Here is a 14,320-nt window from a genome sequence, read left to right on the forward strand (position 1 = left end):
TTCGTTAGCATTTGATACTTGATATCTTGTACAGATTTTTATATCCTTTTACATTTATATTCATTCAGACTTTAAGCTTTTTCAATGTTTATTTTTATGTTTGTATATAAGCTTTTGTATCTCAGAGTAATGCGATCATTCTCCATTTATGGTAGAAACACGCACCACTGTCCTGCTCATTTAATTTAAGTGTAACATTTCACAATCTAAAAGCCTATGAGATATCCTCAAAGGATGGTCATTATTCTACCATTGCACTAGTAAACCACTAGAAGTATTTTATAAGCGCTAGAACTTTTTTTAAAACATTACGTCTTTATTTCATATCTACAAAATGACTGAGTTGAAAATAGGTGTTTGCACCTGTTTGGACCTGTTTAATTTAACTGCAAATAGGCTTTGCAAAAATCAATCGCCCTGTACTTGTTTGTAATGCCTTCGAAACAACAACAATTACATTCTGCCCTATATGTTCTTGGCCATCATCAACTACGATCATTGTCCCATCATTAAGATAGGCAATACCTTGATGATATTCTTTTCCATGCTTTATAATTTGTACCTTAAGTTTTTCACCGGGTAGGACAATAGGTTTCATTGCATTTGCCAAATCATTAATGTTCAGAACCTTAATACCTTGGAGTTCGCATACTTTATTTAAATTAAAATCATTTGTAATGACGACACCTGGTAAAACTTTTGCTAACTTTACTAGCTTACTATCCACCTCTTGTATATCTGGAAATTTGCCTTCATAGATTTCAATTTCAACATTAGCATGTAAATTGTTTCGTATTTTATTAAGAATATCTAAACCGCGCTGACCACGAATTCGTTTTAATTTATCAGACGAGTCTGCAATATGTTGTAGTTCTCCTAACACAAAATCTGGAATAACTAATGTCCCTTCTATAAAACCCGCCTCACAAATATCTGCAATTCTACCGTCAATAATCACGCTCGTATCGAGAATTTTCATTTCTATTCTGTTTTTCTTATGTGCTCCTTCTTCCGCTTTCTTCTTGTCTTTACTGAAGTGTCTTGTTAAAGAAAATAAATTATTTAACTCATGACGTTTCTTAAATCCAATCTGATAACCTAAGTAGCCAATAAAAATCGTTACAAAAATTGGTGAAATTGTACTTACAACAGGAATTTGAATGGCACTAATAGGAATTCCAATTAAATACGCAACGATAAGTCCGAGAATCAATCCCATCGTACCAAATATCACATCCGTTACTGGTGCTTTAATTATGGATTCCTCCATTAGCTTCATTAAATTGACAATATAATGAGTCAGCCCAAATGTCGTATAATAGAAAATAATTACTCCAAAAGCTGTACCTACATAAGGATTTATCAACCATAAAGGTATTTCTCTTAAAACATTACTAATTTCTGGAATGAATAAATAACCTAACGTTCCTCCAATAAATATAAATAATAAATGCACAAGACGGTTTAACACTATTTACCTCCTGCTTTTTCTTTTTGAGGAGTTTTCAACTTTCAACTGTTAGCTGATTTCTGGACTCCACTATCTATTGAACTACTTATAATGACAATTAGGGCACACAATAATTTGTCGAGTTGATTTGCTAAATAGAGAAATAAAGGAGTTCTAACATTTCCGGCAAACTTTTATATATTAATTTACCATATTTATTTGACTTCAGGAAATTTAGGAAAATCCTATCATTCCTATCATTCCTATCACTAGTTCAGAGATTAAACAAATAAAAAGGTCGGTATTTTGCATTTCAGATTATTATTACTGCTTTGTACGAATTGGTCTTTATCTTAATTGTAGACAATAAATTTGAAGAAAACGTGAATTTAAATTTATTAGGGAATACTTATTTTCTTTTTAATATAGTTTTCTGTTAAATTGCTGATTTCATTAACTCATCTTTTAAAATCCTTTTTATTATTTTCTTGTGGTTAAATCGTGTTCTTCATTTTTAGCAATAATACTCATTGTTTCTTATAAAAACCATTATGATAAATAACACGATATGAATTATAAAAAAGACAACCCTAGTCCTTTTTGGAACCAGAGTCGACTTGAACGTATATATTCGTAATGAATTACTCTTTTTCCTGAAATAATGCAGTAGATAAATATCTTTCTCCCGTATCAGGTAAAATAACAACCATAGTTTTGCCCTTGTTTTCAGGGCGTTTACCTAGTACAGAAGCTGCATGAAGAGCTGCACCGGAGGAAATTCCAACTAAGATACCTTCTTCCCTCGCAAGCTTACGCGCAGCTTCAAAAGCCTCCTCATTACTAATCTGAATAACTTCATCATAGCTATCAACATTTAACACCTTTGGAACAAAACCAGCACCTATTCCTTGTATTTTATGAGGCCCCGGATTTCCTCCAGATAAGACAGGAGATGCAAGTGGTTCAACGGCTACAGAAAGGAAAGATGATTTTCGTTTTTTTAGTACTTCTGAGACACCAGTGATCGTCCCACCGGTACCAATCCCGCTAATTAGGATATCAACCTCTCCTTCAGTATCAGCCCAAATTTCTTCGGCCGTGGTTTTTCTATGGATTTCTGGATTAGCCGGATTATCAAACTGTTGTGGCATATACGCATTTGGTGTACTTTCAACTAGTTCGTTAGCTTTTTCAATTGCACCTTTCATTCCTTTTGCTCCCTCTGTTAAAACTAACTCTGCCCCTAGGGCTTTAAGAATATTACGACGTTCAATACTCATCGTTTCAGGCATAACGAGGGTACACTGATAACCTTTGGCTGCACATACATATGCTAGTGCAATTCCCGTATTCCCACTGGTTGGCTCAATTATGACTGTCTCTTTATTAATGAAACCTTGTTCTTCGGCAACACTTATCATCGCAAATCCGATCCGGTCCTTGACACTAGACAATGGATTAAAGTACTCCAGCTTTGCTAAAACTTCAGTACATGTGCTGTCACTAATTTCGTTGAGTCTAACTAAGGGTGTTCTACCGATTAACTCTGTGATGTTTTTAGCTATCTTCGGACGATTTAAATCCACTATGAAACTCCTCCTTAGAATTAATATTTTAATTGTTCATATTTATCATAGGATTAAAATGTGTTGAAACTATGAAAGATATAAAAAATAATAAACTCTTTATGAAAAAACAAAACTTAATCAAACACCTTCAATTGTATCTGTGTTATCCCTACTAATCCGGAAACTTTCTTCGGTTAGTTTATGTCTAAATAAGGTACTCTAAATAAGCTGACATTTACTGTTAATAGTTTTTACGTAATTTACTTTGCCTACTTTTCCCATATCGCGTCATTCCTTGTGGCTTATATACTGACAAGATAATAGTTAAAAACAACACCACTAATCCACCCCCAGCATGAAGAAGTTGGCCCCACAGACCATCAAAGTTAAAAGCACCAGTCTGATGGGTGACATTCGCTAGATAACTAACTGTCGGCATATTTAAAAGCAAAACAACAGTTGCAACTATGGTAAGAAGAAGTTTAAAGAGAATCCAATAATGCCTAAATAAGCCCCAGGGGGTCCCGAGTGACATGACAAGCCCAGTTAGAAAAGAAACGAGTGCTAATGGGACAATGACATACCATCCAATAATCTCCATAGCACTCCACGCAACTCGCCCCATTTGAACATCTTGCGTTGTCAATGCAGCTATTACGAGAGCTATGTATCCAAATACCGCTCCCAGCCAGCCAACTGTAGATGTAATATGTATCGTGAGTGTTAATTTGCGAAACCATGGTACCATAATCATTAATAACTACCTCCGGACGCTAAATGGCGACCTGGTCCATGATCGCCTGTGAAGATCATTATGATAACTAGTACAGCTATGAGGATCACAATGATTCCTATTACCTTAACCCAGGTTGGTGTTCTATGGTTAGAATCAGATCCGGAATTTTCCATATCCTTATCAGTTTTAGTGCCTGATGAAAACTTTTTCATTTAGGTAACCTCCAAATTATAATCTACAGTTAAGTATAACAATTTTTTATGAACATTCGATGAATAGATTTTCTCTTTTTAGCTATCAAAGAACAGATGGTTTATCGAATTTTTCTCTTTCATATGTTATATCCTTTTTCCAATTCCACTAACAAAACACTTAATAATTTTTCATCAAGGAGACACAAACGTGTCGTTCTACAAACTTTCTACAAAATTTATTTATAATATGTGGTTAGAATATAAAATCTAGAGGCGAAATCAAGGAAACTTAGATTTTTGTGATGACTACCTTAGGGAGAGGAATAGCTAAAAAGATATAAAGCAAACAAGAACGAATACTAGCTAATATCCGCATCTTGATTTTTAAGATCCTTACAAAAATTGCGTTTTCAAAATATGTGTATAGCTAATTTGTCAGACTTTTATAGCCTCAAAAAGTATAGGAGATGTATTATGATATATGGAATAGAAAGCAGAAGGTTAATTTTTATTCGACATCTAGGCGTAGCGGTATTTTCCGCTATATTGGTTTATTTGTTTTATCTATCTTATTCAGCATGGGGGGTTGTTCCTGCTTTATTCCCAGATTGGGGAGCTGATCATCCATTTTGGAGGGCATGGGCACATGCGGCATTTGTTCTTCTTTTCCTTACCCTGATCATTTCACCAGCTGCCACACTATGGCCCCCTATTAAACGATTGTATTCTTGGAGGCGTGAATTGGGTATATGGTTTGCTGTGTTATCTTTCGGACATGGTTACGCTATATGGGACCGTTGGGCGCGCTGGGATGTGGCAAGATTATTTGGATTTGAATATATGGAAGACGTAGGTGGATATATTCTCTTTAGACCAGAAGTTGGCATAATGAACATGATGGGACTTATAATAGCTCCTATGATCATCTTACTTGTCGTTACTTCTTTTGACGGAGCAGTAAAGTTACTCGGAGCATCTGCGTGGAAGTGGCTTCACACCACATTAGTACATGTTATTTTCTATATTGTTATGATTCGCGGTGTATTGTATCTTTTTTATTTCTTTCAATATTCGCCTCCTAACTGGCGGGCGTATCCTCCAATTTGGTTCTTATATGTTTTTCTTGGGATGGCTATTTTTGTCGTTTTACTTCAGGCGTGCGCCTTTACTAAGACTGTACTCCATCGGAGAGGACGCAAACAAAAGAATGGTATTATCCAGATAGCTGCAGTAATTGGTATAGCCATAATGTTTGCAATGCCTTTGGTGCTAATGACGGGAACGATTGCGTATTTTGACAATCGAACGATAAAAGAACCACCCGAGTTAACACAGGACGTAGAAAATTATGCACAAAATTTTGAAATGGTTATCCATGAAGAAAACCAGAATATTTACATTTGGGCAAAAAATCTTGACAGTGCACCATACTTTCGCCAAATGACCGAAATATCAGGGGAGAAGATTCTGAACCAGATATACCGTTACGACGATCAGACTTTATATATGGAAGAACTAGATGCTGACATGGAGCTTGTTTGGTCTAAAATAGAGAATGTGAGACCAGAAGATATTGGAATTTTAGAAGTTGCCATAGAAACAGGGGGATGGGCAGAACAGTACGGAGCAGGAGAACACAAAATTCCATTTTCTAGTGGAGAATTACAAGTCTCCATTCATAATGTAGGAGAAATCATTCCCGATGCGGTGTTTGAAATTCCCGATGATATTGAATTTAGTTCACCTTAATGAGGTATCCGTAAGTTAATTCTGAAATTATACATTGTAGTGTGGCTATATATGAAGAGCTTGTTTTTACAATCACATTGAATTTGTAGAGACAAGCTCATTTTTTTCATAAAACATGGAATATAGGAATCGATTATAAATCCTTATTCATTACCAACAAATTACTTTCCCACAAAAAAACATTATAATTATATTTCAACGTGTAACACGCTAACTAATTTAATAAAATTATTTTTAAACTTTTGCTAGTCTCTAATTTACATAAGATTGAAATCCGAACTTTAAGAGGAGAGGTTGACATAGGAACCTCTCCTCCATTTATTAATGTCCTCCGTGGTCATCTCCACCTAATGAGACAATTTCCAGTTTTTCATCTAATATACCTTGAGTTATAAATGGAATATCAGTAAATGTACCAATTATAAAGCCATGGTTATATGGTCCTTCTGTTGGTTCTTCCTGAAATGCGGGTTTAACTTTGGCAAGATACTGATAAAGTTCATCTGTGATTTCACCTTCATCTAACAACATCATTGGAGCATGCTTTCCTAAATGAGCAAAAGGAGCAGCCGCAATGGCAAGTTCAGGTGTATTAGTTGATGAAAACACAAAACCGTGCCCAGGACTAGTAATTCCCCAACCAAATCCTGTTTCAGCATCTTTATATGAGGCGAATTCAATGGATTGAGCTACTGGATTATCCCCTTCAATTCGGTGAACCGTTCCATACGTTTCTAACTCTTGAGCAATCTCATCAGATATAATATCTTCTGGTCCTACAAGATAGATCGTTACCCCATTCTCTCTTGCATTAAGAGCATCAATTGTTTCTTGTGGAATCCCATCATTATCAACATAAAGTACAGATTCATTCATGTGAGCAATCCAATTTCCAACAGAAATTGTATATTCTTTTGCGTCTTCCTCTGAAGAACCAATTATTACATTTGGATGAACTTCATTAATGGTTTCTGTAAATTTTTCTTCAATGTTCCTAGCAAAATCTGCTACATTTGCACCCTGTACTTGTTCAACATTGTAGGCGTTTAATTTATTTAATTCTGCTTCTGGAAGATCGCCAACCACGAGGACTTGAGTGTCTTCACTATTGCCTTTTGGTTGTAGTCGATTAAGTTCATTTAAGACATCTTCAGAAATTTCTCCGTCCAAATACAACATAGGACCATCATTAGGATGGTGAACCAGTGTTAGAGCGGCTAAGGAATATTGCCATTGATTTAATGGAGCCAATATAACTGTCCCAGGTTGATTTTCCTCATGGGTTGCTGGCCAAACAGTTTGAGATACGTGAATGGATAATTGGATAGGATCATCCTCATTTATTCGAGTAATGTTCTTAGTATTTACGACCTTTAATTCATCAGTTGCTAAATTATTGAGGTTCTCCGGAGCTTTTGCCGCTTCCTGTTCTAAATTCGATCTATCTACGTTAACTGAGTCACCCTGGTGCCCTTCATGATCCATCTCTTCGTCCATATGATCCATTTCTTCGCTTTTTTCGATATCCTGATGCCCTGCATGATCTTCTTCGGCTTGGGTACAAGCGGCAAGGAGCATACTTAAAAGTAAGAAGGAGACAACTAACATCAACTTAGTAGCTTTTGATTTTTTCAATTTATCCATTCCTTTCTAATAAATAACTCCATTTATCTCTCCTGCCTTTATCTTATCCAAATTAACTCTACTCAATCGTTGATTTGAATTTTTTAAGTCTTAAAGTGTTTAACACAACCGAAACAGAACTAAATGCCATTGCTGCTCCGGCTATCATAGGATTCAGCAGAATTCCAAATTGGGGATATAGTAAACCCGCTGCTACTGGAATCAAGACAATGTTATAACCAAATGCCCACCCAAGGTTCTGCCAGATCATCTTCATCGTTGATTTAGATAGTCTGAGGGCCGTTACAACGCTTTTAATATCACCACGCATCAAAGTGATATCTGCGGTTTCCATCGCAACATCCGTCCCCGTTCCAATGGCAATTCCTACATCGGCTTGAGCGAGTGCAGGAGCATCATTGATACCATCACCGACCATAGCCACCATTTTTCCTTCTCCTTGTAGTTTTTTTACTTCTTCTGCCTTATGTTCAGGTAACACCTCAGCAATATAGTTATCGATTCCGGCTTCCATTGCAATCGCTTTGGCCGTTCGTTTATGATCGCCTGTTAACATAATCACTTCAATACCCATCGATTTTAAGGCTTTGATTGCTGGGATGGTTCCTTTTTTCAATGTATCAGCTACTGCTATGATCCCTGCAAATTCCCCGTCAATCCCAACATACATGGGTGTTTTCCCTTGATCAGCTAATGTAATTGCTTTTTCTTCGTATAACCCCAAATCAATATTGTATTTACTCATCAGTTTGATGTTGCCAATTAAGACTTCTTTGTTATTTAATGTGGCAAGTAATCCGTGACCAACAATCGCTTCGAAAGATTCAGGGTCATTTATAGGAAGGTCTTTTTCTTTGGCAGCTTCCACAATGGCTTCACCTAATGGATGCTCTGATGCAGTTTCAACTGATGCAGCTACTTGCAATAGTTCCTGTTCACTTACTATATCAGTTGTAATGATATCTGTTAGTTTTGGCTTGCCTTCCGTTATGGTACCGGTCTTATCTAAAACAACAGTCTTAATTTTATGGGCACGTTCTAAACTTGTAGCATTTTTAATTAGGATGCCATTTTCAGCTCCTTTTTCTGTACCAACCATGATTGCTGTTGGTGTTGCCAAACCTAACGCGCAAGGACAAGCAATAATAAGAATCGCAATAAAGGTAGTTAATGCGAAAATCAGACTTGGGTCCGGACCGACAAAATACCAAACAATAAATGAGACTACCGCTATTAGTAAGACTGCCGGTACAAAGTAAGCAGAAATTAAATCAACGACACGTTGAATGGGAGCTTTCGAACCTTGAGCTTCATTAACCATTCGAATAATTTGTGCGAGTGCCGTTTCTTTCCCTACTTTTGTTGCACGAAAACGGAAACTTCCAGATTTGTTAATAGTCGCACCGATAACCTCATCTCCAGATACTTTTTCTACTGGGATAGACTCACCGGTTAACATGGATTCATCTATCGTAGATCTACCTTTCGTGACGACTCCATCGACCGGAATACGTTCACCTGGCCTTACAATGATCTCATCATCAATCTTTACTTCATCAACAGAAATTTCGAGTTCATTTCCATCTCTAATCACTCTGGCTGTTTTTGCTTGCAAACTCATTAATTTCTTAATTGCCGTAGAGGTTTGCCCTTTTGCTTTCGCTTCAAAGTAACGTCCTAAGAGGATAAGCGTCGTAATAACGGTTGTGACATCGTAATAAAGTTGGTACGGGAAGCCCATTGCCGTAAGCTGATCCGGAAATAACGTCATCGCACCACTATAAAGCCATGCAGCTGACGTACCCATTGCTACTAATACATTCATATCTGCTGAACCATTTCTTAATACCTTATAGCTATTTTTGTAAAATCTCCAACCAGGTACGAGTTGGATGTAACTTGTTAACACAAGTAAGAATAAAGGATTAGACAAAAATGTCGGTACCCATGCTCCCCAGCCATGCATCATGTGAGGGATGCTACCAACTAACACAACGGTTGTTAAGACGGCTGCTACTGTAAAATCTTTTAAAAGCTTTCTCGTTTCTACCTCTTGCTCATCAGATTCTTCTCTCTGTTCATTTTCATTGATAATTGATGCTTCATATCCTATCTTTTCAATTCGTTTTATAACAGCTTCGGGATCTAATATTCCTTTTTCTCCTTCAACCTGAGCTTGATTAGCAGCCAGGTTCACATTAACAGATTGCACACCTTCTACTTTTGCAATAGCCTTTTCCACACGGGTAACACATGATGCACAGGTCATTCCCTTTACAGAAAATAGAACCTTTCTTTGATCATCGTTATCAATGGGCTTAGCATCATATCCAGCCTTCTCAATAGCCTTTATAATTGCCTCAGACATTTCTATTGTTTCATCCGCTTCAACTTGAGCTTGATTGGCTGCCAGGTTTACATTAACAGATCGAACACCCTCTACTTTTGAGATCATCTTTTCAACGCGATTGACACAAGAGGCACATGTCATTCCTTTTACCGAAAATATCATCTTACTCACCTGATTCCCCTCCTTTACAATTCGAATAATACTGTTATTGTGATCATATTTCCCTTATAGATTACCAAAAGAATGTAAAGAAAATATGTGAGATACATCACAGATTCTTCTTTGTTCTATAAGTATCTTCATTTAGATAAAGCTAATGAAAATAGTGAAGAAGGTCGTACTAAAATCGTGCGACCTCACTTATATGATCCCATGCAACTACTTCATTCTACATCATATCCTTGTTCTTCAATCTCATGAATAATTTGATCTAATGAAATAACACCAGAATCATAATTAAGGTTTACTTTCCCTTCAGACAGCATAACTTTTACTGAGTTGACACCATTTAACTTTCCTATATTGTTTTCTATTGTACTTATGCAATGCCCACATGACATTCCGTTCACTTTTAATGTTTTTTGTTCCATTATTTTAACCTCCTAAAATGAATGATATGATATTTTCTTTTCAAACTAAATTTACCATACCCCCCTACGGTAATCAAGTTAATTACTTCGTTGAAATTGAACACTTATTGAACAGAAGGAGGGATCAAAAAAGTATGCATACTAACTTTAAGAATTTCAGAATATAAAAGGATAAAAAAAGAAGGAATGAAAATAATCATCCCTCCTTTAATATCTTATCTTGGTATATAACGAAACGGATCAACAGCATTTGACTTTGCCGCATTCCATCCACCTTCATGCACTTCAAAATGAAGATGTGCACCAAATGATTGGCCTGTATTCCCCATAAGTCCTATACGTTGACCTTTTGACACACGTTGTCCAGATGAAACTTCACGATTCTCCATATGAGCGTATAAGGTTGTAATTAATCGTCCATCTACCTGGTGAGCAATTAATACCACGTTACCATAGCTTGATGAATAATAAGACTGGACAACTGTTCCTTCTTGAACAGCAACAATAGGAACATCACCAGTCCGTCCATTTTTACCAATATCAATTCCATAATGCATTTGTCCACCAAAAACAGCTCGAGGACCATATGTTGATGTGATCGAGCCTGTTGCCGGTCGCATAAAACCAGAGCTAGTTACTGACGGTGAACTATGGACTTGAGACGTACTTCCATTCGAATTATTGGAATTTGAGTTGTTCGCACTTCCTGAATTACTCCTAGATGTTGTTGCAGCAGCTTCGGCATTCTGACGCTTTTGTTCTTCTTCAGCTTCGCGGCGTAGACGTTCTTCGTGTGCAGCTAATTCATTCTTAAGTGCCTGTTCTTGAGCACGTAAAATTTCGTCTGCTCCTTCGAGTTCACCTAGATCTGTATGTAGCTCGTCCTCTTGTTTTTCGACTAATTTCATTATTTTTTCTTTCTCATCACGCTGCTTCTCAAGCTTTTCCATCAAATTTTCTAATTCTATCAAATGCCCTTCTAATGTTTGCAGCTCTTTTTCTACCTTCTCTTTAGCTTTCTCTAACTCAAGATGATCTTCAATATGGGCATCTAAAATATTACGGTCTTGCTGGGCTATGACTGCTAAGGCACTCAAACGGTCTAAGAAATCACCAAAAGATTTGGCCCCTAAGACTACTTCTAAATAATTAATTGAGCCACCTGACTGATACATAGAGCGAGCTCGATCTTTTAACAATTTGTCACGTTCTGTTATACGTTCTTCAATGATAATTATTTCTGCTTGTAACTTTTCTATATTTTCTCTAACTTGGTTAATCTCTGCACGCTTCTCGCGAATTTTTTGATTCGTTTCTGCGTACTCATGGTCTAATCGTTCAATTTCATTTATGATTTCTTTTTTCTCTCGCTCTAATTGTTCGAGTTCTTTTTGCTTCTCCCCAGCTTCTTTTTTATTTTCTTCACGTTCTTTTTCAATGTTAGATAATTTGCTTTCTATATCACTGTTTGCTAATACTGTCTGGTTTAAAGGATCTACGGTAAGAGATCCTACTAGCAATAGAGTTATCACTATAGCCCTGGCGTTCTTTTTCATACAATATTCTCTCCTTGATAGTCTTTAAGATTTCGTTTAGTTAATATTAAAAAGTTCAAATATTAATCCAAGTTTATTTTCAAGTCAAAACCACTGTTAAGAATTTCATATGAAATTCTTAACAGTAGCTTCATAGATTAAGATTGGAGCATAGCTTAAAGATCAACTAAGTAGTTTCTCTGATTTATAAAACTTATCCATGGTGGATTTTGCTGAATTCTGATAGAATTTCTTTTTTCTTGTCGTATCTTGAATCATTTTACCATTTAGGAAGAGAAATTTTTGAGCATTTATATTACAGTTTCATTTCATATGCTTACTTAATGTTTAAATTAAGTTCATTTCTCTAATTAACTTTGGAAGATGAATTAAGCCTAGTTATTCTTGAATGAGGGAGAAATAAAAGAAAGTTGGGTTAATTTTAATGGGGCCGATAGTTACTTTGCTAGATTAACTATGAGTAGTTGAGTTTAATTCAATATTTTACGAACCATAACTTTTTGTTAATCTAATTGATATTTTTCTTGCGGGGATGGGATGTTACAATCTTTTTTTCAAAGGTGAATTTCAGCAATTGTATTAGAAGAATAACAAATCTATTTCTTTATCTAAGTATTTCTTGAAATGTGTATTTCAATAATGTGTCATACTCCCCAAGCACTTCCATGCAGGGGAGTATTCGTTATGCAGAATTCTTTGATGTATAAAATACTTTACCCAAATTTTAAAAATGTATTCTTTAGTGGCTTTTTAATTGGAGGGATATAAGTTGCTAATATCACACCAAGCGTGAAAAACCTATGAATCTGATAAACGAAAGACATTTCGAATTTAATAATTGTATAAAAGCAAAAACCGAAAGTTCATTTGAAATTCAAATGAACTTTCGGTTTTCTTGTACAAAGTACATATTTCATAGTGTCGGAGATAGGGGTTAAATACTGTTAGGATCTTCATTCACTCCAAAACGTAAAAAAAGCATGAATGACAATATTTATTAATGCTACGATTGCTACAACTACCCAATACTCCTCATTAACACCGTACGCAATAAGGATAGTCAACAATATGCTTAGGCTAGCGTATACAAACTTATTTCTTTTCCTTTTAATCGACTTGGGAGAGTCTTTTTCAAGCTCATCTCTAAAGGCATCTAAAATAGAATCAACTTTCTTGTCAATATGGCCCTCTTTAATAAGAAATTGAACCATAGCATCCTGGTCAACATTTTCAGCGGACAATTCTTGTTTAGTTTCTGAAATGACATGCCTTCTGACTATTTCCCTTAAATTACTCATTTATCCTTTTTGCCTTTCTTAAACTCTTTTCTCGCAATATCAGCTAACTCTTTTGCAGCTAACTTAATATGAGACATTAAGTGTTTACCTAAGTCACTGGCCATTTCTTCAGAAACTTTCTTAACTCCTTTTTCTTTAAGAAAATCTTGGATTTCATCATCTAAATGTAATTTAGAAATACTAACCTCTGTAGCGTCCATGTATCTCGCATCCTGCTTTTCATAAGGTTTTAGCGGTTCTGTTTTCAACTCGAATAACGCCAATTGACAAATTTTAATACCAGGAATAAGTCTAAAACGAACGGGTGTATTGTTTACTGCAATTAGACTAATTTGTCCGCGATACCCGGGATTCATATAGTGAGCAGGACTAATCATTAGACCCAGAGACTTTACTCCATACCGCTCATATATGCGAGCAGTCATATTATGGGGAACCTTTAAGAATTCATGTGTCTGAATCAAAACAGATTCTTTTGGTTCAAGCCAGAACTCATCTACAGAAATATCAAACTTTTCATAGTGATCCTCAGTTACTTCCTTACCTAGTATAATGGGCTCATTGGAAGAATAACGTTTAACAACTGTATCTAACGTTAAGTTGATAGTCGCTCCTTCACAATACTCCGGATTATATGGTGTTATCAATTCTTCCTCTATTGCTAGGGTGTGCAAATCACGATCACTTAACATTCCTTCCTCCCCCTTTCCATTTTCATTTTGTTACCTTAATATTGCCATAAAAAATGAATTTTACAAGGGGGAACATGTGAACTAATGTATAACCTTGAAAAATATATACTTCTTTATTCTCTGCATTTCCACAAAAGACCACTTCATTTGAAGTGAAAATAAAGTTATTTAATTTTAAAACCTCAAATACGTATACCCCCGTCCTGCTTTAAGGATGGAGGTAAATTAAAGTTGTTTAATTTTTGATAAAAAATATTTTCCATCGAACTAAAAAATAACAATAAAGTCTTTTGAAGTTTTATTCCATAATAGCCAGATTGTGAAATTCCTTTTTTTGAACAGTATATTTGTACTATGCAGCAAATAGATCTGTTGTTTTTCGTAATTTCTTCTTCAACATAAGCACCCTTTAGTTAAGTACGGTATTTCACAAATCCCACTATATTTCACTTGAAATCTCCTCGCGTAATATCCATTTTTTCATTCTGCCATC

11 protein-coding genes are annotated in these 14,320 nt (G+C 35.8%); 1 reads left to right on the forward strand and 10 read right to left on the reverse strand.

The features are described from left to right. Positions 1-382: 382 nt before the first annotated feature. From BALCAV_RS09385 to BALCAV_RS09400, 4 genes are all read right to left on the reverse strand, one after another. Positions 383-1,471, reverse strand: coding sequence for a PIN/TRAM domain-containing protein (locus tag BALCAV_RS09385; RefSeq protein ID WP_003321458.1), 1,089 nt, complete (start codon positions 1,469-1,471; stop codon positions 383-385). Between the two features lie 620 nt (positions 1,472-2,091). Next, positions 2,092-3,036, reverse strand: a complete 945-nt coding sequence (gene cysK / locus BALCAV_RS09390) for a cysteine synthase A (RefSeq protein ID WP_003321459.1) — start codon at positions 3,034-3,036, stop codon at positions 2,092-2,094. Positions 3,037-3,259: 223 nt separating this feature from the next. Continuing rightward, complete coding sequence (locus BALCAV_RS09395; RefSeq protein ID WP_235213098.1) at positions 3,260-3,766, reverse strand: DUF2269 domain-containing protein; 507 nt, start codon at positions 3,764-3,766, stop codon at positions 3,260-3,262. 5 nt (positions 3,767-3,771) lie between these two features. Then, positions 3,772-3,966, reverse strand: coding sequence for a hypothetical protein (locus BALCAV_RS09400; RefSeq protein WP_003321461.1), 195 nt, complete (start codon positions 3,964-3,966; stop codon positions 3,772-3,774). A gap of 456 nt (positions 3,967-4,422) precedes the next feature. Here BALCAV_RS09400 and BALCAV_RS09405 point away from each other — a divergent pair, with 456 nt between their 5' ends. Further along, complete coding sequence (locus BALCAV_RS09405) at positions 4,423-5,697, forward strand: hypothetical protein (RefSeq protein ID WP_003321462.1); 1,275 nt, start codon at positions 4,423-4,425, stop codon at positions 5,695-5,697. A 321-nt stretch (positions 5,698-6,018) separates the two neighbouring features. On the opposite strand, the gene BALCAV_RS09410 is transcribed toward BALCAV_RS09405, so the two are convergent. The 6 genes from BALCAV_RS09410 to dcd form a co-directional block, all read right to left on the reverse strand. Then, positions 6,019-7,341: a hypothetical protein gene (locus tag BALCAV_RS09410; RefSeq protein WP_003321464.1), complete on the reverse strand. Its 1,323-nt coding sequence runs from the start codon at positions 7,339-7,341 to the stop codon at positions 6,019-6,021. Between the two features lie 58 nt (positions 7,342-7,399). After that, entirely contained in the window at positions 7,400-9,862 is a 2,463-nt protein-coding gene (locus BALCAV_RS09415; protein WP_003321465.1) for a heavy metal translocating P-type ATPase, read from the reverse strand. A gap of 212 nt (positions 9,863-10,074) precedes the next feature. Beyond that, complete coding sequence (copZ, locus tag BALCAV_RS09420) at positions 10,075-10,281, reverse strand: copper chaperone CopZ (protein WP_003321466.1); 207 nt, start codon at positions 10,279-10,281, stop codon at positions 10,075-10,077. A 215-nt stretch (positions 10,282-10,496) separates the two neighbouring features. Continuing rightward, a complete protein-coding gene (locus BALCAV_RS09425) occupies positions 10,497-11,837 on the reverse strand; it encodes a murein hydrolase activator EnvC family protein (protein ID WP_003321467.1) in 1,341 nt (446 codons plus the stop codon). Between the two features lie 953 nt (positions 11,838-12,790). Beyond that, positions 12,791-13,135 carry a hypothetical protein gene (locus tag BALCAV_RS09430; RefSeq protein ID WP_003320839.1) on the reverse strand — a complete coding sequence of 115 codons (345 nt, stop codon included), beginning with the start codon at positions 13,133-13,135 and terminating at the stop codon, positions 12,791-12,793. Continuing rightward, the gene (gene dcd / locus BALCAV_RS09435) at positions 13,132-13,827 is read right to left on the reverse strand and encodes a dCTP deaminase (protein WP_003320838.1); all 696 of its coding nucleotides are present in this window, start codon (positions 13,825-13,827) and stop codon (positions 13,132-13,134) included. Before dcd ends, BALCAV_RS09430 begins: the two co-directional genes overlap by 4 nt. Positions 13,828-14,320 lie beyond the last annotated feature (493 nt).

This window comes from Alkalihalobacillus alcalophilus ATCC 27647 = CGMCC 1.3604 (genome assembly GCF_000292245.2).
Taxonomy (GTDB): Bacteria; Bacillota; Bacilli; order Bacillales; family Bacillaceae_D; genus Alkalihalobacillus; species Alkalihalobacillus alcalophilus.